Annotated in this window: 20 protein-coding genes, 3 pseudogenes and 1 riboswitch; of the genes and pseudogenes, 11 read left to right on the top strand and 12 right to left on the bottom strand. The window is 51.2% G+C overall.

What is annotated here, in order from left to right; all coding sequences use genetic code 11:
• Positions 1-56: 56 nt before the first annotated feature.
• Complete coding sequence (gene gcvH, locus ACMYUL_RS02090; protein ID WP_415771821.1) at positions 57-443, bottom strand: glycine cleavage system protein GcvH; 387 nt, start codon at positions 441-443, stop codon at positions 57-59.
• Positions 444-561: 118 nt separating this feature from the next.
• The gene (gene gcvT / locus ACMYUL_RS02095; protein WP_415771823.1) at positions 562-1,662 is read right to left on the bottom strand and encodes a glycine cleavage system aminomethyltransferase GcvT; all 1,101 of its coding nucleotides are present in this window, start codon (positions 1,660-1,662) and stop codon (positions 562-564) included.
• Positions 1,663-1,867: 205 nt separating this feature from the next.
• Positions 1,868-1,964, bottom strand: a riboswitch (glycine riboswitch).
• A 283-nt stretch (positions 1,965-2,247) separates the two neighbouring features.
• Between gcvT and ACMYUL_RS02100 the strand changes: the two genes are divergently transcribed.
• The 5 genes from ACMYUL_RS02100 (at position 2,248) to ACMYUL_RS02120 (ending at position 5,367) form a co-directional block, all read left to right on the top strand.
• On the top strand, positions 2,248-2,730 hold the full coding sequence (locus ACMYUL_RS02100) for an Lrp/AsnC family transcriptional regulator (RefSeq protein WP_070498860.1): 483 nt from the start codon (positions 2,248-2,250) through the stop codon (positions 2,728-2,730).
• A gap of 159 nt (positions 2,731-2,889) precedes the next feature.
• A complete protein-coding gene (locus ACMYUL_RS02105) occupies positions 2,890-3,477 on the top strand; it encodes a DUF1415 domain-containing protein (protein ID WP_415771825.1) in 588 nt (195 codons plus the stop codon).
• A 21-nt stretch (positions 3,478-3,498) separates the two neighbouring features.
• Positions 3,499-3,858, top strand: a complete 360-nt coding sequence (locus ACMYUL_RS02110; RefSeq protein ID WP_049228609.1) for a YbaN family protein — start codon at positions 3,499-3,501, stop codon at positions 3,856-3,858.
• 231 nt (positions 3,859-4,089) lie between these two features.
• Entirely contained in the window at positions 4,090-4,614 is a 525-nt protein-coding gene (locus ACMYUL_RS02115; protein ID WP_342031187.1) for a DUF4189 domain-containing protein, read from the top strand.
• A 132-nt stretch (positions 4,615-4,746) separates the two neighbouring features.
• Positions 4,747-5,367 carry an L-threonylcarbamoyladenylate synthase gene (locus ACMYUL_RS02120; RefSeq protein WP_342031186.1) on the top strand — a complete coding sequence of 207 codons (621 nt, stop codon included), beginning with the start codon at positions 4,747-4,749 and terminating at the stop codon, positions 5,365-5,367.
• A 95-nt stretch (positions 5,368-5,462) separates the two neighbouring features.
• On the opposite strand, the gene ACMYUL_RS02125 is transcribed toward ACMYUL_RS02120, so the two are convergent.
• Entirely contained in the window at positions 5,463-6,209 is a 747-nt protein-coding gene (locus ACMYUL_RS02125; RefSeq protein ID WP_003768779.1) for an amino acid ABC transporter permease, read from the bottom strand.
• A gap of 359 nt (positions 6,210-6,568) precedes the next feature.
• Between ACMYUL_RS02125 and yegQ the strand changes: the two genes are divergently transcribed.
• From yegQ to ACMYUL_RS02155, 6 genes are all read left to right on the top strand, one after another.
• Positions 6,569-7,921: a tRNA 5-hydroxyuridine modification protein YegQ gene (gene yegQ / locus ACMYUL_RS02130; protein ID WP_415771829.1), complete on the top strand. Its 1,353-nt coding sequence runs from the start codon at positions 6,569-6,571 to the stop codon at positions 7,919-7,921.
• Positions 7,922-7,977: 56 nt separating this feature from the next.
• Positions 7,978-8,178, top strand: coding sequence for a hypothetical protein (locus ACMYUL_RS02135; protein WP_019270508.1), 201 nt, complete (start codon positions 7,978-7,980; stop codon positions 8,176-8,178).
• Between the two features lie 227 nt (positions 8,179-8,405).
• A complete protein-coding gene (locus ACMYUL_RS02140; protein WP_003759974.1) occupies positions 8,406-9,143 on the top strand; it encodes a methionine ABC transporter ATP-binding protein in 738 nt (245 codons plus the stop codon).
• A gap of 1 nt (position 9,144) precedes the next feature.
• Positions 9,145-9,831: a methionine ABC transporter permease gene (locus ACMYUL_RS02145; protein ID WP_019270510.1), complete on the top strand. Its 687-nt coding sequence runs from the start codon at positions 9,145-9,147 to the stop codon at positions 9,829-9,831.
• A 77-nt stretch (positions 9,832-9,908) separates the two neighbouring features.
• Positions 9,909-10,556 (top strand): hypothetical protein, encoded by a 648-nt coding sequence (locus tag ACMYUL_RS02150; protein WP_415771832.1) that lies wholly within the window; start codon positions 9,909-9,911, stop codon positions 10,554-10,556.
• Positions 10,557-10,622: 66 nt separating this feature from the next.
• Positions 10,623-11,567 (top strand): MetQ/NlpA family ABC transporter substrate-binding protein, encoded by a 945-nt coding sequence (locus ACMYUL_RS02155; RefSeq protein ID WP_415771834.1) that lies wholly within the window; start codon positions 10,623-10,625, stop codon positions 11,565-11,567.
• 229 nt (positions 11,568-11,796) lie between these two features.
• Here ACMYUL_RS02155 and ACMYUL_RS02160 read toward each other — a convergent pair whose 3' ends face one another.
• From ACMYUL_RS02160 to nirK, 9 genes and pseudogenes are all read right to left on the bottom strand, one after another.
• A complete protein-coding gene (locus ACMYUL_RS02160) occupies positions 11,797-12,516 on the bottom strand; it encodes a hypothetical protein (protein WP_070514085.1) in 720 nt (239 codons plus the stop codon).
• 71 nt (positions 12,517-12,587) lie between these two features.
• Positions 12,588-12,695, bottom strand: a pseudogene (locus ACMYUL_RS02165) (IS5/IS1182 family transposase); the annotation flags it as partial.
• A gap of 110 nt (positions 12,696-12,805) precedes the next feature.
• Positions 12,806-13,984: a glycosyltransferase gene (locus ACMYUL_RS02170; protein WP_070514084.1), complete on the bottom strand. Its 1,179-nt coding sequence runs from the start codon at positions 13,982-13,984 to the stop codon at positions 12,806-12,808.
• A gap of 305 nt (positions 13,985-14,289) precedes the next feature.
• Positions 14,290-14,403 (bottom strand): annotated as a pseudogene (locus tag ACMYUL_RS02175) (IS5/IS1182 family transposase); the annotation flags it as partial.
• Between the two features lie 304 nt (positions 14,404-14,707).
• On the bottom strand, positions 14,708-15,847 hold the full coding sequence (locus ACMYUL_RS02180; RefSeq protein ID WP_415771837.1) for an NADH-dependent flavin oxidoreductase: 1,140 nt from the start codon (positions 15,845-15,847) through the stop codon (positions 14,708-14,710).
• A gap of 138 nt (positions 15,848-15,985) precedes the next feature.
• On the bottom strand, positions 15,986-17,317 hold the full coding sequence (locus ACMYUL_RS02185; RefSeq protein WP_415771839.1) for a YadA-like family protein: 1,332 nt from the start codon (positions 17,315-17,317) through the stop codon (positions 15,986-15,988).
• A 331-nt stretch (positions 17,318-17,648) separates the two neighbouring features.
• Positions 17,649-18,404 carry a formylglycine-generating enzyme family protein gene (locus tag ACMYUL_RS02190; protein ID WP_003777075.1) on the bottom strand — a complete coding sequence of 252 codons (756 nt, stop codon included), beginning with the start codon at positions 18,402-18,404 and terminating at the stop codon, positions 17,649-17,651.
• Between the two features lie 112 nt (positions 18,405-18,516).
• Positions 18,517-18,627 (bottom strand): annotated as a pseudogene (locus tag ACMYUL_RS02195) (IS5/IS1182 family transposase); the annotation flags it as partial.
• Positions 18,628-18,774: 147 nt separating this feature from the next.
• A complete protein-coding gene (gene nirK / locus ACMYUL_RS02200; RefSeq protein WP_415771841.1) occupies positions 18,775-19,983 on the bottom strand; it encodes a copper-containing nitrite reductase in 1,209 nt (402 codons plus the stop codon).
• Positions 19,984-20,117 lie beyond the last annotated feature (134 nt).

The raw sequence follows: 20,117 nt of genomic DNA on the forward strand, positions 1-20,117 counted from the left end.
TTCAGACGACCTTTCAAAATCGAAACGCGGCAAAATGCCTGCCGCGCAAGTTTAAATCAATCCACTTCGCCCGCGTATTGCTCGGCGGTCAGCAAGCCGTCGTAGTCGGCCAGATTGGCAGGTTTGATTTTGAAGAACCAGCCTGCGCCGTAAGGGTCGCTGTTGGCGGTTTCCGGCGCACTGGGCAAATCTTCGTTGACGGCAACGACTTCGCCCGCAATCGGCGCGTACACGTCGGACGCGGCTTTCACAGACTCAACCACACCGGCTTGTTCTTCAGCGGCAAGGTTCGCGCCGACTTCGGGCAGCTCGACGAACACGATGTCGCCCAACAACTCTTGCGCGTGGTGGGTAATGCCGACGGTAATCGTACCGTCTTCTTCAAGGCGCAGCCATTCGTGGCTGGCAACGTATTTCAGTTCGGCTGGGATGTTGTTGCTCATGGTTTGATTCTCCATTGGTTTTTGGCTTAAAGAGTGAAGCCTTCGGATAGGATCGACAGGCTGTTCTACGTTTGTTTTCAGACGACCTTAACTTTGGCAAAGGTCGTCTGAAACCGCATCAATCAAACTGTTTCTGTCCGTTGCGTACAAACGGCAGCTTCAATACGCGCACGTCCACTTCCTTGCCGCGCATCAGCACTTTGGCGGTATCGCCGTCAAAATCTTTCGGTACGCGGGCGATGGCGATGGATTGTTTCAGGCTGGGCGAGAATACGCCGCTGGTGGTTTCGCCTTTGCCTTTGTCGGTCAACACTTCCATATGCGCGCGCAGGATGCCGCCTTTGTCGAGCAGCAAACCGACTTGTTTGACGGCAACGCCTTTTTCTTTTAATGCCAACAAGGCGGCTTTGCCGACGAAATCTCGGTTTTCGTCTTTCAAATCAACGGTCCAACCCATGCCTGCTTCGAGCGGACTGGTGTCGTCGTCCATGTCGTTGCCGTAGAGGTTCATACCGGCTTCCATGCGCAGGGTGTCGCGCGCGCCGAGACCGCAGGGCTGTACGCCGGCTTGTTGCAGGGCTTTGAAGAATGCGGCGGCTTCGGTGCCGGGCAGGATGACTTCGACGCCGTCTTCGCCGGTATAGCCGGTGCGGGCGACAAACCAGTCGTTGCCCAAATCCGCGCCTTGGAACGGTTTGAGGTTGTGGACGACATCCGCCCATTCGGGTTTGACGGTCAGGAGTTTTTCGATGGCTTTAGGACCTTGTACGGCAAGCATACCGAGGTCGTAGCGCGGGTTGAAGGCGACGCCGAATTCTTGTCCGACTTTGTGGAACTGGGCGGTGTCTTTTTCGCGGGTCGCACCGTTGGATACGATGCGGTATTGGGTCTCGGCTTCGTTGGTGCGGTAAACGATCAAGTCGTCAATTACACCGCCGTTATCGTTGAGCAGTGCGGAATAAAGGGCTTTGCCGACGAAGGAAAGTTTGGCAACGTCGTTGGCAATCAGTTTGCGGAAAAAGGCTTTGGCGTTCGCTCCGGCGACGTCGGTAACGAGCATATGGGATACGTCGAACATGCCTGCGTCGGTGCGCACGGCTTCGTGTTCGGCGATTTGCGAACCATAATGGATGGGCAGCTCCCAGCCGGCAAAATCGACCAGCTTCGCGCCTGCATCTTGATGGGCTTGGTGAAACGGGGTGGTTTTCAGGGCAGTCATTCTCAGCTTCTCCGGATTTATTGTTCAGATGCCGTCCGCACAAGATGCGCGGAAGACCCTATCTGTCCTTGAACCTGAGATTTTCGGCCGTATCCGCTTGATGGCAAACCAGTCTGCTCACTGCTTTGCGCGGCTGTCTGAATGGTGGTTCAGACGACCTTCTCCCCTTCGGTGGGTGCGATTGCACCGCTCTCCAGATGTTTTATTTCAATGTGCAGTCCCTGTTGCCTGAGCGATTTAAGGGCATCTGCGCCTTCGGCGGCTACGCGTAACCTGATGTAGCTCTCTCCTGCACATGGCGCGATTATGGCTTGAAAAGGCAGTTTGGGCAAGCCGTCTTTTATATGACGGACATTCGTTTTGTCCAAATTGGCTAAAGCATGTTTGCAGACAGGAAAATTAAATCAATTTGTTTGCATCCATACTTTTTAACACAGATTATTTTCAAAAATACTTTTTCATTGGTTGATTGTATGTTAAGTAAATGTTATTTGTTATATACTCTGCCTAACTGGTCGATTTGAGCGTTCAAACGAACACAATCCGACTGATTTTTAACCTATACAACAACAGGGAGCAAACTAAATGATACCGATAACCTTGGATAAAACCGACCTTAAAATCTTACAAGTCCTGCAAGAAAACGGCAGATTGACCAATGTAGAATTATCCGAGCGAATCGCGCTTTCACCCTCTCCCTGCCTGCGCCGCCTGAAACAATTGGAAGACGCAGGAATCATCCGCCAATATGCCGCCCTGCTCTCCCCCGCAGCCGTTCATTTGGGCTTGCAGGCATTTATCCGCGTTTCCATCAGCAAGGCAAAAGATGCGCGCGAAGATTTTGCGCAATCGGTGCAGGAATGGCCCGAAGTATTGAGCTGCTTTGCCCTGACCGGCGAAACCGACTACCTGCTCCACGCATTTTTTACCGATATGAACTCGTTTTCCCATTTCGTTTTGGACACGCTTCTGTCCCACCACGGCGTACAAGACGCACAATCAAGCTTCGTGTTGAAAGAAATCAAAAACACAACCGCCCTGCCGTTGGGACACCTCATCCCCGATTAAGGGCAAAACATAAAGGTCGTCTGAAAATGAAAACCCTGTATTTCTCAGCGTTTTCATTTTCAGACGACCTTTTTTCATCCTCATGGCGGCATCCTGAAAACAGAAAGTTTTATGCTATACTTGAGAATTATTTTTAATTAAAGCCAATCCGATCCCCGTATGACTACCCCCGACTCAGCCACCGTAACCGACCACACCCGCCAATGGCTAGAAAAAGCCGTCATCGGGCTCAACCTCTGCCCCTTCGCCAAAGCGCCGCACGTCAAAAACCTCGTGCGCATCAGCGTCAGCCAAGCCCACCATCTGGACGGTTTCCTTGAAGACCTAGACCGCGAATTGCAGCTTTTGGGCGACACGCCCGCCGACGAGCTGGAAACCACCCTGCTTGTCCACCCGACCCTGTTCCCCGACTTCGACACCTTCAACCAAATGCTCGACATCGCCGATGCCGCCGTTGTGGACAACGGTTTGGAAGGCATTGTCCAAATCGCCCCGTTTCATCCCGATTTCCAATTTGAAGGCACGGATTCAGACGACATCAGCAACTACACTAACCGCTCGCCCTACCCCACCCTGCATCTCATCCGCGAAGACAGCATCGCCAAAGCCGCACAAGCCTTCCCCGATGCCTCCGCCATTTTCGAGCGCAACATCGCCCTGCTCGAAGAAATGGGACACGAAGGCTGGGACAAGCTCGACATCCCACGCTGTCCGTTCCCGCACGGCAAATCCAAAGAATCCGAATAAAACCTACAACAAAACAACAATATGATTCGCTACTTACTCATCTTTTGCGGCGCAGTTTCCTTTCTCTTAGGCATCATCGGCATTTTTCTGCCGATTATGCCCACCACCCCCTTCATCATCCTTGCCGCCGCCTGCTGGGCAAAAGCCTCGCCCCGCTTCCACCGCTGGCTGCACCAACACCGCTATTTCGGCCCTATGGTGCAAAACTGGGAAAACAACGGCGCCGTCCCGCGCAAAGCCAAAATCTTCGCCATCAGCATGATGGGCCTATCCTGCATCTTCATGTTTTGGCGCTTCCCCGAACAATGGTGGATAGGCGCAGCATCCACATTGGGCTGCGGCTGCGTCGCTGTCTGGATGTGGTTGCGTCCCGAACCCTGAGTCGTGTTCAAAATCCGATATTCAATTATAGTGCCTCTTCAGCTGAATACCATGCAGCAACAAACTATCCTCAAACCAAACTTCTAATCCCAATATACATAGAATATTGACATCAAAAATTTCCGTGTCTAATATCATTATCATGGAATTACAAAGACAATCGGCTTTAAGACAAGCCTCTGACAACAAAGATGTGATTGATCCCAAGAAAAATAAATGAAGAATCCCTTTATGAATAAATTTATTTTAACCCTTTGTCTTGGCGCGTCTTCCGCCGTCTCCTTTGCCTGTTCGCCCGGCATTGGCGGGGGTCCTTCCGGAGACCCTCATTGTATGGCCCCTATTTTGGCAAACGATCCATATTACAACGGTTCTATGAATAATGGCCAAGTAGGCAGACCTACTAAGACTACTATCATTTATCTGCCTTCTAAATACGGTGCCGTAGCTATGAATTTGAATACAGGTTACGCAAGCGGCGTATTAGATCAGGACTCTTTGTCTAACGCGAAGAAAAATGCTCTGGCTGAATGCAAGAAAAGAGATCCTCAAGGTTCATGCAAAATAGTTTCATGGGTTAGGAATGGATGTATTGCTGGAGCCGAAGGTAAGGAACTTAATTCAGGTAAATGGAAGTCTTTTTATATTGGTACAGAAAAAGGAACGGCAGAGGCTGCCGCATTGGCGAAGTGTAAAGCTGATTCTAGCATGAGCAACTGCCGAATTTATTTACCTGAAGGCTGCTCCCTCCCCTGACATTTAACAATCCTAATGGTCGTCTGAAAACGCAGTTTCCGTTCCGAAACCGTATTTTCAGACGACCTTTTGTCATTTCAAAGCATCGGTTTTAAAATATCGGCAACACAAACCATCAAAAGGAAAGCCGTCATGGCACAATTCTTCGCCATCCACCCCGACAACCCGCAGGAACGCCTGATCAAACAAGCCGCCGACATCGTCCGCAACGGCGGGGTCGTCGTGTATCCCACCGACTCCTGCTACGCGCTCGGCTGCAAACTCGGCGACAAAGCCGCGATGGAACGCATCCTCGCTATTCGCAAAATCGACTTGAAACACCACCTGACCCTCATGTGCGCCGATTTGAGCGAATTGGGCACTTACGCCAAAGTTGACAACGCCCAGTTCCGCCAGCTCAAAGCCGCCACCCCGGGCAGCTACACCTTCATCCTGCAAGCCACCAAAGAAGTCCCCAACCGCACGCTGCACCCGAAACGCAAAACCATAGGCCTGCGCGTTCCCGACAACAACATCGCCTTAAGCCTGTTGCAGGAATTGGGCGAGCCGCTGCTCAGTTGCACCCTGATGCTGCCCGAAGACGACGAGCCGCTGACCGACCCCTACGAAATCCGCGACCGCCTCGAACACAGCGTCGATTTGGTGATTGACGGCGGCTGGTGCGGTACCGAGCCGACCACCGTCATCGACATGACCGACGGCACGGAACTCATCCGCCAAGGCAAAGGCGACACCGCTCTATTCGGTCTGTAAGCCTAAAAAACTAAAAGGTCGTCTGAAAACCCGAATCGGTTTTCAGACGACCTTTTGACATTGCCCTAGCCGAAAACAATCGGCTTCTTGGGAAATCAACGATGCTGCGGGTTGTAACGGTTTTCCAAGCGCAGGAACACCCAACCTAAGAAAGTCGTCATCATGAGATAAATCAGCGCGACGGTATAGAGCGGTTCTTCATAAACGGAATAGCGGCCGCTAATCGTGCTTTGCACATAAGCCAACTCCGCCACGGCGATAACGGACAAGAGCGAGCTGTCTTTCAAAAGCGTAATAAATTCGCTGGCAAGCGGCGGCAACATACGGCGCAAAGCCTGCGGAAGAATCACATAGCGCATAGCCTGCGGATAAGTCAGCCCCAGCGAACGCGCCGCTTCCATCTGACCGCGGTCGATGGACTGGATGCCCGCGCGGAAAATCTCGCAGATATACGCGCCGGAGTTGGCAATCAAGGCAAGCGAACCGGCAATCAGCGCGCCGTAAGAACGTCGGATTTCCACCGCCTCGTCGCCGTTAATCAGCAAACCGTCGGTAGGATGGACGAAAAACGGGAACCAGACGTAAGACCAAATCACAATCTGCACAAACAGCGGCGTACCACGGAACAGCGTTACATACAGCAGCGAAACCTTACGCAAAACCCAAGCCAGCGCGCGCATGGGTGCACCCGCTTTTTCCAGATGAATCAAGCGCGCCAGCGCGAGCAGCAGACCCAATACGGAGCCGCCCGCCGTCGCCACTACGGTCAAACCCAGCGTCGTCAGCGCGCCGTAGAAAAACATCCAGCGGTATTCGTAAATAATGTCAAACCGAAAATCCATACTCGTCCGCCTGTCTAAAACTCTGGGAAACGGTTTGCGGCAGCCGCCCGATTCCCGAACATTGGAAAAATGAAAATCAATATTTTACAAGAAAATACATTCTTTGAATGCCTTTTTGTTAAATTAATCGGGTTGCATTCGTTTTTTTACATTTCCCCATCCGTCGCGCCTATCCGCCAATCGTCGCACTCGAATCCGTTTTCTTCTGAAAAAACAACGCAAAACAATCCCGATATGCCGTCGCAAAATTGACCGTCCCGACAAAAAGGCGGATAATCCGCCCATCCTTAAAACACCGTTTCAGACGACCTTTTCCTGTGATTCAAAAGGTCGTCTGAAACCTTTTATAAAGCACGAACATGAAAGCACCCGAACTCCTCCTTCCCGCCGGCGGCCTCGAACGTATGCGCGCCGCCTACGATTACGGCGCAGACGCCGTTTATGCCGGCAGCCCGCGTTATTCCCTGCGTGCCCGCAACAACGAATTTGCCAAACTCGACATCCTCGAGCAAGGCATTAAAGAAGCGCACAAGCGCAACAAAAAATTCTTTTTGACCGTCAACACCCTGCCGCACAATTCCAAACTCAAAACCTTCGTCGCCGACATGGAGCCGCTGATTGCCATGAAACCCGACGCGCTGATTATGGCGGATCCGGGTTTGATTATGACTGTGCGCGAAAAATGGCCGGAGATGCCGATCCACCTGTCCGTACAGGCGAACACCACCAACTACTGGGGCGTGAAATTCTGGCAGAACATCGGCGTCGAACGCATCATCCTGTCACGCGAATTGAGCATGGAAGAAATCGCCGAAATCCGCCAAGAATGCCCCGACATCGAACTCGAAGTCTTCATCCACGGCGCATTGTGCATCGCCTACTCAGGCCGTTGCCTATTGTCGGGCTATTTCAACCACCGCGACCCCAACCAAGGCACCTGCACCAATTCCTGCCGCTGGGATTACAAAGTCCACAACGCCACTGAAAGCGATGCGGGCGACGCCCAGCTTCTGCAAGGCTTCAACTTTGAAAAAGCCCAAGAAGAAGCCAACCAAAACTTCGAAGGCATCAACGGTCAGAAACGCCACCCCTACGCCGACAAAGTCTTCCTGATTGAAGAGTCCAACCGCCCAGGCGAAATGATGCCGATTATGGAAGACGAACACGGCACCTACATCATGAATTCCAAAGACCTGCGCGGTATCGAAGTCGTCGAAAAACTCGCCAAAATCGGCGTGGACAGCCTCAAAGTCGAAGGCCGCACCAAGTCGCTCTACTACGTCGCCCGCGTCGCCCAGTCCTACCGCAAAGCGATTGACGACGCCGTTGCAGGCCGTCCGTTCGACTACGGTTTGCTGAGCGAACTTGAAGGCCTCGCCAACCGCGGCTACACCAGCGGCTTCCTCGAACGCCACCAAACTCAAGACTACCAAAACTACCTCAGCGGCCATTCCACCGCCAAACAAAGCCAATACGTCGGACACGTTACCGAAATCGACGCCGAAGGCTGGGCAACGGTGGAGGTCAAAAACCGCTTTGCCGTCGGCGATACTTTGGAAATCATCCATCCCGAAGGCAACCAAACCGTCACGCTGGAACAAATGACCCGCAAAGGCGCAGCCGTCGAAGTCGCCCCGGGCAACGGCATCCAAGTCAAAATCCCGAATATGCAGGGTAAAGAAAAAGCCTTGCTGGCGCGGGTTATCAAATAATCATGAGGTAGTCTGAAAATTTTCAGACGACCTTTTGTCTTTTGTTAAGGAACTGTATGAACGAACAAACCAAACAGGCGGCTCAGACCATAGGTCGTCTGAAACGTAAAGCCAGCGACGAAGAACGGCTGCAAGGCTGGCGCGAAACCTGCGCCGAACAAGGGTTAAGCGGCGAATTTATCCTGACCGCCAAGCTCAACGGCGCGGCTTATACCGAGGAAGAAGCCCGCATGGTGGCGGAGCTTTTCGGCAAATAAACTGACAATTTATTATTTTAAAATTACAAATCATATCAAAACTTGACAAAGTTACCGATTTTGATTATAGTCGTATATGAGTTAACATTGCCGATTTGACACAGCTTGCGGGCATTAACAGCTAAAGCGTATTTTCATTTTCTGCTGTTTTTATTCCTTTCTTTATATCCAAGCCCGTTGTGTACAGCATCGGGCTTCTTTTTTTCCGGAAGTATCAGGAAGTATTTATGATTATTTTGGACAACGTTTCCAAACATTACCAAACGCGCGACAAAACCCGTTTTGCCGCCGTCGAGCCGACCAGCCTCGAAATCCAAGACGGCGAAATCTTCGGTCTGATGGGCTATTCCGGCGCGGGCAAATCCACCCTGTTGCGCCTGATTAACCTGTTGGAACGTCCCGACAGCGGCAAGGTCAATGTGTGCGGACAAGAGCTGACCGCGCTCGATGCCGCAGCATTGCGTCAGGCGCGGCAGAATATCGGCATGGTGTTTCAGCAGTTCAATCTTTTGAGCAACCGCACCGTCGCCGACAATGTTGCCTTTCCTTTGGAAATTGCCGGATGGTCGTCTGAAAAAATCAAAGAGCGTGTCAAAGAATGTCTTGAAATCGTCGGCTTGACCGAACGCGCCGACCACTACCCCGCCCAGCTTTCCGGCGGTCAGAAACAACGCGTCGGCATCGCCCGCGCGCTCGCGCCCAAACCCCAAGTCATTCTTGCCGACGAACCCACTTCCGCCCTCGACCCCGCTACCACGCGCAGCGTCTTGGAATGTTTGGAAGACATCAACAAACGCTTCAACGTCACCATCGTCATCGTGACCCACGAAATGAGCGTCATCCGCCGCCTGTGCGACCGCGCCGCCCTCTTGGATAAAGGAAAAGTGGTGGAAATCGTCGAAGTACGCGGCAACCAAATCCACGCCCAATCCGAAATCGGGCGCGAACTGATTCGGGAGGACTGATATGGCAGACTTAACATTCGAACAAGCCGTTTCCACCATCGTCGGCATGAAAGACGAAATCGTCCGCGCCTTGGGCGAAACCTTCGTCATGGTCGGACTGTCCACCACGATTGCCGTTATCTTCGGCACCCTCTTGGGCGTCTTGCTTTTCGTGACTTCCAACCGCCAGCTGCATTACAACAAGCCGGTGAATTTCCTGTTTGACAACTTAGTCAACCTGATGCGCGCCTTCCCCTTCGTCATCCTGATGATTGCCATGATACCCGCCACCCGCGCCATCGTCGGCAGCACCATCGGCCCGATTGCCGCCTCGCTGGTATTGAGCGTGTCCGGCCTGTTTTACTTCGCCCGACTGGTGGAACAAAACCTGCGCGAAGTCCCCAAAGGCGTGATTGAAGCCGCCACCGCCATGGGCGCATCACCGCTTGCCATCGTCCGTAAAGTCCTCTTAAACGAAGCGCGCGCGGGCATGGTTTCCAGCATCACCGTCCTTGCCATCGGCCTGCTCTCGTACAGCGCGGCGGCGGGCATGATAGGCGGCGGCGGCTTGGGCGACCTCGCCATCCGCTACGGCTACTACCGCTACCAAACCGAAGTCATCATCTTCATCGTCGCCATCCTCGTGCTGCTCGTTATCCTGATTCAAAGCATCGGCAACGCATTGGCGCGGAAATTGGACAAACGTTAAACCTCACAAACGCAAACAAGGTCGTCTGAAAATACCTTATGCATTTTCAGACGACCTTTTGAGTAAAAAAATACAACATGAAATCTGCCAAAAAAATTCTAATTACCGTTTATTTAATCAATATCGGCAACATCCTTTGGTACTTTATCGGTCCCATGAACCATATGCCGAAAATATTGTACGTAGGTCTGAGCGTCGGCATCTTTATTGCACAACTCGTCATCTTGGAAAAATTAGAACGCCCGACCTCCGATGACGTCAACGCACACAACAGCAAAATGCTGCGTAACGATATGGGTTTCTTCATTTTACTGTGTCTCGGATTATTGGCTGTCTTTATGATATGGTCCCTTCTCGCCTCACCTGTCCCCATCTGGGGCATCCTTTCATTTGACGATATGGTTTCCATAGGTGAAATGAACGGATCAATTGGTACGATGGACATCGATGAAATGGGCGAAATCAGCGAGCCGGATGAAAGTGCCATGATGGCTGAAGACTATGATGATGAAATGGACGGACACGCCGTAATCGACGGAACAGATGAAATGTATGAAAGTCCCGATACCGCCTTTGATGTTTCTCCGTTCGCCACCTCGTTGGATTGGCTCAAGCTCATCTCAGCCCTGACTTTTAAAGCGGGGTTGATTTGGCTGTGTTACCGTTCCGTCAAAGGGCTGTACTTCACCATAAAAAACCGTCCCGTTTCCCATAAATGGATTTAAAATCCCAACTGTCCCGACGGCAGAGGCCGTCTGAAAAATCGACTTAACACTTACCAGGAGTAAAACATGCAGACAAACACCTTATTCAAAACCCTTTCCGCCGCCGCGCTCGCCGTAGTACTCGCAGCCTGCGGCGGTCAAAAAGACAGCACCCCTGCCGCATCCGCCGCATCGCCTGCCGCCGACAATGGCGCGAAAAAAGAAATCGTCTTCGGCACGACCGTCGGTGACTTCGGCGACATGGTCAAAGACCAAATCAAACCTGCGCTGGAGAAAAAAGGTTATACCGTCAAATTGGTCGAATTCACCGACTACGTCCGCCCTAACCTCGCTTTGGCAGAAGGCGAACTGGACATCAATATTTTCCAGCACAAGCCTTATTTGGACGACTTCAAAAAAGAACACAAATTGGACATCACCGAAGTCTTCCAAGTGCCGACCGCGCCTTTGGGCCTGTATCCAGGCAAACTGAAATCGCTGGACGAAGTCAAAGACGGCAGCAGTGTTTCCGCGCCTAACGATCCGTCCAACTTCGCCCGCGCGCTGGTCATGTTGAACGAATTGGGCTGGGTTAAGCTGAAAGACGGTGTTAATCCGCTGACCGCTTCCAAAGCCGACATCGCCGAAAACCTGAAAAACATCAAAATCGTAGAACTGGAAGCCGCACAATTGCCGCGCAGCCGCGCCGACGTCGATTTCGCCGTTGTTAACGGCAACTACGCTATGAGCAGCGGCATGAAGTTGACCGAAGCCCTGTTCCAAGAACCGAGCTTCGCCTACGTCAACTGGGCTGCCGTCAAAACCGCCGACAAAGACAGCCAATGGCTCAAAGACGTGACCGAAGCCTACAACTCCGACGAGTTTAAAGCCTACGCGCGCCAACGCTTCGCAGGTTACAAATACCCTGCCGCATGGGGTGAAAACGCCGCAGCCGGCGCGAAAGCCGAAGCCGCTTCTACTGCTTCAGCAGCAAGTGCTACCGCAGCCTCCGGCGCTTCCGCAGCAAAATAAACTGTAAGTCCTAAAGTAAAAGGTCGTCTGAAAACCCAAATCAGGTTTCAGACGACCTTTTTGCCGTATATGGCGGTCAAATATAGTGGATTAAATTTAAATCAGGACAAGGCGACGAAGCCGCAGACAGTACGGATAGTACGGCAAGGCGAGGCAACGTCGTACAGGTTTAAAGTTAATCCACTATACATTCAACGCAAAGCAATGCGTCCCAATCTTACGATGGAGGTTATTTGTCTTTTATTTTGCCGCGCAAACTCAAGGTTTGCCTTACCGGATGCGAATAGGTGTCTTTTTCCGCCGTCAGTTCCAACTCCAATTCCGTCAGTTTTTGCAAATACTCGGAAGCCATGACCGTCGGCTCTTTTGTCAATTCTTCGAACTGCTTTTTCGCCTCATCAAACCGACTCAGTTTGCGCAACATTTCTCCGCGCACCAACTTGGTATTCACACGCTTTTCAGCCGGCAGGCTGCCATCTTTCAAAGTCAAATCGGCGTAATGCAGGACTTTCTCCAGATCTTGCTGATGACCGCCCAACCAGCTGGCATGCAAAAATATCGACATCATTTGTTCTGCGTTTTGATTTTCGCCCGCCAACTCCAACATTACCCCCGCCAACCTTTGCGCAGAGGCCTTTTCAGCCACCTGCTTGAGATAAGCTTCGCTCCGGATAACTTTTTCATACTTATTCAATTCTTGTTGCGTAAAGTCATCCTTAAACATCACAAACTTATTGCTAGGACAAACAGGAATGGGGGCAGGCGCCATAATCATACCTACCGGCTCCAAATCAGTCTTCATATCTACCGAAAAGCCCGACATTACCATAACCGATGTGAATTTTTCGCCGCCTATCGGACAAGTATGTTCGACCGGACGCGTAGTCAACGCATTGGCATGCGTACAAACAGCAAGTGACAAGACGAAGGCTGAAAGTTTGATTTTCATTAGGATTTCCTTAATATTTCCGTATTTAAAGCGGCATAAATCTTGTTTTGCCTGTCCAAAATTTGAATTTATAGTGGATTAACTTTAAACCAGTACGGCGTTGCCTCGCCTTGCCGTACTATCTGTACTGTCTGCGGCTTCGTCGCCTTGTCCTGATTTAAAGTTAATCCACTATATCGTCAAAAAAGGGAATTCTAATCACAAAGAACCCATATTCGCAAACAATAAAGGCTTGCGCCAGACTCTAAGCTTGGTCGCAAACCTCCTGCTTTCACATAACGTGATCGGTTTACACCTCCGCCGATTTGCCGGTCACTTTTTCAAACGCTTGAATCAGCCTTCCAATCACGGCATCTTCGCCAAACTCGTTCAAACAATCTGCACGCAATTTTTCCGCTGAAAACTTTCCTCGTTCTTCATACATCCGAATCAGCGCATCACTCAGGGCTTCTATATTTTCAGTCGGAATCAGATAACCATTGTCTTCATTGACAATCGACTGTGGCCCGCCGCACATCGTCGCAATGACCGGCAAACCTTGCGAAAGCGCCTCGATAAATACCACGCCGAATGTTTCCACACGGCTGGCGAGCACAAAAGCATTGCTATGGCGCATCAAATCCAAGACCTCATCCGTCTTCAACGCGCCCAAAAAGGTGACGGCATGACCGATGTCCAATTCGTCGACCAAGCGGCGCAGATTTTCCGCCTCCGCGCCATTGCCGCCGATTTTGAGTTTAAGGAAGGGGTATTTCTCCAAAGCTTTGGCAAAGGCAGGGAGCAATAAATCATGCCCTTTCAGATGACGCAGATGGGAGACGGAACAAAACGTGAAATCCTGATGGGACTTATCGAAAGGCTCGAACGGACGCGCGAAATTATCGCCCAAAATATTCGGCAGATATTCCCAGTCCAAACCGTATTTCTCGCGCAGCAACGCACAAAAATCCTTGCTGACCGCAAAACGCGCCTGACAATGTTGTGCGGATTCTTTCATGATCGGCCATTGGTTTGGGCGGACGAGATTGCGGGCGATTGCGCTGCTGTGTTCGGTAATCACATAAGGAATACCGTATTTCTTAGAAATTTCATGCGCCAAAACGCCGCCAAAATTCATCGTATGCGCATGGAGGACATCAGGCTTGCCGTTTTCCACCACATACCGCTTAAAAGCCTTCATGCCCGCCCTTACCCAACGGATACGGTCGATATCGACGACGGGGCAATGCGGGAAAAAATACATGCTGTCGTAAACATAAGTATTCAAACCGCCCTGCTGGTGATGCCGCATTCCATAAGGTCCGGTCAAAATACTTTTCCATTCGGTCCGCAAAGAACGGAACAAAGGCGCAATGACCCCTACTTTCAAACCCTTGCGCTGCAAAGCCTGAGCCTGCAAACGGAAGAAAATCCCGTCCACATCTGTTTCGGATTTCGGATACCACGATGGAAGAACGACAACATGCATTTTTTACTCCTTACACCAACCCTGCCAAAGACAATCTGCATCATTGCCCACAAAGTCAAAAAATATAAAAAACAATAATTTAGTTATATTACAAACAACCGCAAGTTTTCAAGTGATTATAAATAACAGCATTACAACTCAAAGCATGAATTAAACCATATATATGACAAAGCACTCAAACTGCAAGTTAAAAAAATCTTCCTATTTTCTCAACCAACTGATTTAAATGAAAATAATATATGACATATAACAACAAATTGAAAAGTACACATCCACCAAACCATCTCATCACGCGCATCGGCTTAATATAGTGGATTAACTTTAAACCAGTACGGCGTTGCCTCTCCTTGCCGTACTATCTGTACTGTCTGCGGCTTCGTCGCCTTGTCCTGATTTAAATTTAATCCACTATAAATAAGGCTCTTCAAAAAGCCGACATTTTCCGTTTCAGACGACCCATAGGCTAAACAACGGCAAGACCATGATTGTTTAGTCCCCCTCGCCCGATAATACATTTTCATCCGCAACACAGAGCCAACTGGAATCATCAACCGTCTTTGCCTTGAAGCTAAACAATAAAAAGGTCGTCTGAAATCTCGTATTTGATTTTTCAGACGACCTCTCAGTCATAGCGAAAAGGTTATGCGTATGACGAAACCTTTCAGACGACCCCATTAAACAGCAAACATGAATTTTGCCGTTTTAAGCTGTCGTTACAGTCCATCAAGCATCTACCGGTTTCCACTCTGCACCTTTTACCGGCGGCAGCCAAGATTGCGTACCGCTGGCGGAAAATTCCCACAGGATGTCGGGGAAGCCGTAATGGTCGGCACGCGTCGGGTCGAGTTGCGTTTCGATTTCGGCTTCGCGACCTTCGCTGATTTGTGTGGCGATGTGCGGATTGATCATGACGGTTTTGCCCAATGCGATAAATTCCGCCCAGCCGGTTTCAAACGCCGCCAGAATATCGTCGGCGGTAAACAGGTTGCCCACGCCGATAAGAGGCAGCTTGCCGTTGATGCGGTCGTGGATGAACTGCATACGGGTTTGCGCCGTATTGCCGCCGCGGCGGATTTTCTTATCGAATTCCCACAAAGAAACATGCAAGTATTGCAGCGGCTTTTGTACCAACGCGTCAATCAGTGCGCCCGTTTCAGCCATGGTCAACCCGTCTTCGCCTGCTTCTTCGGGCGAGAAACGGTAGCCGATGATGAAATCGTTGCGTTGGTGTTTTTCACGGACGGCAGCAACGGCATCGACGACGGCGAGTGGGAAGCGCATTCTGTTTTCCAAGCTGCCACCCCATTGGTCGTTGCGGCGGTTGCTTTGGGCGGAGTAAAACTGTTGGATTAAATAGCCGTTCGCGCCGTGGATTTCTACGCCGTCAAAGCCTGCGCGAAGTGCCAAATCGGCAGCTTGGGCGAAGGAGGCGATGAGTTCTTCCACTTCTGCGGCACTCGCTTCACGCGCTCCATCCTTTTCGCTGGCGGACGCGCTGATTTTGTCGCGGCGGTTGAGTTCCACCATCGCTTGCGAGCCGCCGTGATGGATTTGCAAAATCGCTTTCGCGCCTTGTTTTTGAATGATTTGAGCGGTTTCTTTCAGGTTGTCGAGGCAGTTTTCGCCTGTGGCTTCAGGCTGTCCGCGAAAGGCTTTGCCGCCTTCTTGAACCAAAGTGGCGGCGGAGATAAAGAGACCCATATCGCCTGCGCGGTTGCCGAGAAACGTGCGCTCTTGGTCGCTGATTACACCGTCGGCGTGGGAACCGAAGTGGGTCATGGGCGCAACGGCGAGGCGGTTTTTGACGGTTACGCCGTTGTTCAGCGTGAAGGGTTGGAAAAGCGGGGCGTATTTGGGATTCATTTTGTTCTGTCGAAAATTAATAACATCGACAGAATTGGGACAAATATGGAATTATCAAGAACGAGGTCGTCTGAAAAACACGGTTTCGACGAAACGGAATGTTTTCAGACGACCTTTCGGCAATACGCCTAACGACGACTACCAGAGGTAGGTTACGCTGGCACCGCCGCCCGCACCGCCTTTCGCCGCGCCGACTGCCGAGCCTTTAACCAGCCATTTGCCGCTGGCGGATACTTTGGAAATACCTACGGCATAGCCGCTTTTACCGCGCCAGATACCGCTTGCGACGGAAACCGCACCTTGTCCCGGCTGATATGCTTGTCCGAGGCTGCCGACCGCGATTGCAGCGGCAGAGCCTGAATCGGCGCGCTCTTCAAGTTTGTCCATACGGACTTTGGCTTCGTTGCGCAAAGCGGCGATTTGGGTCTGGTGATTACTCTCGGCTGCGGCAAGGCTGTTTTGGGTTTGGCGGGCAAGGCTCTTCACTTGGGCAACGTTGACCGCGTCCGTATCCTCCTTACCCGCAGCAACATTAGTAATCTGGCGGCTGTTTTGTTCGCTGCCGACAGATACCGCGCCTAAAGTCGATACCCATGTTTTGCCTGTTTCCGTACTTGCCACGCCGGTAGCAAAGTCATGACCTGCAACGCCTGCCGCAGTATCGGCAACGCTGTCCGTACCGAGCGCTACGGAGTTTTGTTGACGTGCTTCTGCTTTGTAGCCCAAAGCAGCGGATTTTTCCTCAAATGCGGCAGCACCTGCGCCCAAAGCCGTTCCGCCCGATTTCCGTACCCGTGCGCGCGTGCCTGCTGCAAGACCGTTGAGCGCGGTGGATGAGGATTCTACGCCCAATGCCACGCTGTTGGTTTCTTCGGCAACTGCACGCGTACCGACTGCAACCGCTTGATAACCGTTTGCCTCGGCAGCAGATGCCAGCGCAACCGCCTGCGTACCATTGGCTTTTGCCCTATCCCCGACAGCAGTGGAACTGAGCGCATTGGCTTCACTGCCGCGTCCAAACGCAACCGCATCAATATCGGCAGCCTTCGCACTTTCGCCGATCGCAATAGAACGCAAACCCTTTGCCTGCGACATCAAACCGACCGCCACCGACTGTCCGCCGGAAGCCTTCGATGCGCCGCCGACGGCAATATCGTTGGTTCCTTTTGCATTCGCTCTGAAACCGACGGCAACTGTCCGCAATGCTTCCGCCTTAGCCTCACTGCCAAGCGCCGACGCACTCAAACCCGAAGCGTTTGAATCATAGCCAGCAGCAACAGACTTATAACCCGCCGCAGCCGCTTTGTCGCCCAACGCGGTCGCATTTTCCCCCGCCTTCGATTCTTTGCCCAATGCGGTAGAACCGTTTTTGTGCATCGCTCCTGTCGCAATACCTTCCGCAACACAAACATTTGCAAAAACAAGGGACAACACCAAACACAGCGGTTTGACGGATAAGTTTAGTTTCATCTTTTCATTCTCCATTTTTGAATTTTTTAAAAAATATCAACCAAATCCTTATGACTATATTTAGTCATTTAGAATTAGTTATATTGTATAGTGTTATTACAATATTATTAGTTATATGTAATTAATATTTGATTTGAATCATCTGAAGAAAATGATGAGCAAGGTTTACAGAACGTATGCAACCATTCAGCTTAACGAAACCCAATCATCCAAAAAGGTCGTCTGAAAACACGGTTTCGGAGAAACGAAATGTTTTCAGACGACCTTTTGTATGGACAAAAAAAGGCGATACCTTTCAGTACCGCCAAAGCTGCTTTGGTGATGAAACCGGTTATTTCGAGGCGCAACGGAAGCCCAAGTTGTGCAGGACGTATTTGGATTGCAGGCTGGTGCGTATGCCGTAGCGCAGGAAGGCGGCGTAATTCGATGGGTCGCTGGAGCCTACGGATGCGCCGCTGCAAAACATTTGCGTATCGGCATTGCCAGACGAGAGCAGGCTGCTGTTGAAGTCTTCCGTCCATTCCCAAATCAAGCCGTGCATATCGTAAATGCCCCAGTAGTTGGGTTTGCTTTTGCCGACATCGCGCAAGCCGTTTCTGCCGCCGTCTGCATACCAGTCAAGAATGGTACGGTTGTAGCCGGGCTCGGCAGAACCGTTTTTCTGAGTGGCGGAGGCAAGTCCGGCAAATTCCCATTGGTCTATGGTCGGCAGGCGTTTGCCTTGCGCAGTACAGTAGGCATTGGCAGCAAACCAAGATACGTTGGTTACTGGATGTTTCAGTTCGTTGGGTTTGGGCGCGTAGCTGTTGCTGCCGGTTTTAACCCAGTGTTTCAGATAGGCAGGTTCGGCTTGTTTGGAACTGACTTTACCTTTTTGCCATTGGGGATGTTTTTTGACAAACTCTGCAAATTCGGCATTGGTAACGGGGTACTTGTCGATTTGGAAAGGTTTGACTTTAATGAGGCTTGTTTCTTTCTTCAGATAGAGCGGGCGGTAGCTGCCGCCTTCAACTTTTGCCATTTCGGCCGCCGCTGCACTGCCGCTTGCGACAAGGGTAAAGAAGGCGAGGAGTGGTATGAGTTTCATAACGGGCTTTCTCATCTGAATACGGAGTATTAGGCTCTGATTATATAGCGAAACCGGATAAAAATCCTTAAAAGCCGTCTGATTATTGTGCTTTGGGCTTGTCGGTTCGTGCATATAGTGGATTAACTTTAAACCAGTACGGCGTTGCCTCGCCTTGCCGTACTATCTGTACTGTCTGCGGCTTCGTCGCCTTGTCCTGATTTAAATTTAATCCACTATACTTGAAATCGGTTTTTCAGACGACCTTCGATACTTGATAGGTCGTCTGAAAAACCAATCTTTCGATTGGTTGTGGAAGAAAGCCACTGTTGTCCTTGCATCAGCCGGAACAGCAGTGGCTTTTTTCTGTTTCTATGCCGAGATGACTGGATTAGTAGCCGCCTTTACCTGCAGATGCTGCGGAAGCAGGCGCTGCTGCGGAAGATGCAGGGGCAGCCGGAGCTGAAGCGGCAGGGGCTGAAGCCGCACCGCTACCTGCATAGGCTTTGTCTTCCAGTTTTTTGGTCATGATTTCAGGGTTCTCTGCGCCCTCTACTTTCAATTGACCCAACGCGCCTTTGTTGAACGCACGGAAGAGAGAGTGGTCAACCACAGTGTAGCTGCCCGGGATGTCGGCTTTAAATTCGACAATCGCTGCACCACCGGCAGGAATCAGGGTACTTTGTACGTTTTCGTTGATCAGTTTGCCGCCTTCTACGTAAACTTTGTCGAAGATCTCACCGATAACGTGGAAGGAGGAAACGAGGTTCGGACCACCGTTACCAACGTACATACGAACGGTTTCGCCTGCTTTGGCTTTCAGGGCGTTGTCGCCGGCGATAGCGCCTACGTGACCGTTAAATACAACGTATTCAGGTTGCTCGGCGATGGCTTTGTCCATATCGAACGGTTGCAGGCCTTGCGCACCTTTTTTACCTTTGGTGTAGAAGTCGCCTTGTACGATGTAGAACTCTTTGTCCACTTTAGGCAGACCTTCTTTAGGTTCAACCAAAATCAGACCGTACATACCGTTGGCAATGTGCATACCGACAGGGGCAACGGCACAGTGGTAGATATACAGACCGGGTTGCAGGGCTTTGAAGCTGAATGTAGAAGTACGGCCCGGAGCAGTGAAGCTGGCTTCTGCACCACCGCCTGGACCGGTTGCAGCGTGGAAGTCAACATTGTGCGGTACAGTAGAAGACGGGTTGTTAGAGAATTCGACTTCCACGGTATCGCCTTCGCGTACGCGGATCATGCGGCCCGGAACGTCGCCGTTAAATGTCCAGTAGTGGTATTCCACGCCATCGTCCATTTTCATGGTTTTTTCGACGGTTTCCATTTTCACGCGGACACGTGCAGGATGGTCGCGGTCGATGGCAGGCGGAACTTCAGGAGCGTGGGTAGTTACCGCGTCGATAACAGGCAGCTCGGCAGCAGGAGTTTCGGCAGCAGCTTGAGCACCGGAAGCAGGAGCCTCGGAAGCTGCAGGAGCGGAAGCGGAAGCGGTTTGCTCGGCAGGTTTTTGGGCAGCTTGCTCACCACAGGCGGCTAAAGCAAAAACTGAAGCAATGATTGCAGCTAAAGCTTGGCGTTTCATAGTTGTCATTTCCTTTAATAACTATTTTAAGAAGGTCAGGGTATATTTTTTCAACCTTTGTCATCCGCGGCATACCGCTTTCGGCTCTTTCAAACTGCCTTATTCCGGGTCGTCTGAAAGGCATCTCTTGTGAA

The organism is Neisseria sp. CP9, assembly GCF_047758525.1.
GTDB lineage: Bacteria > Pseudomonadota > Gammaproteobacteria > Burkholderiales > Neisseriaceae > Neisseria.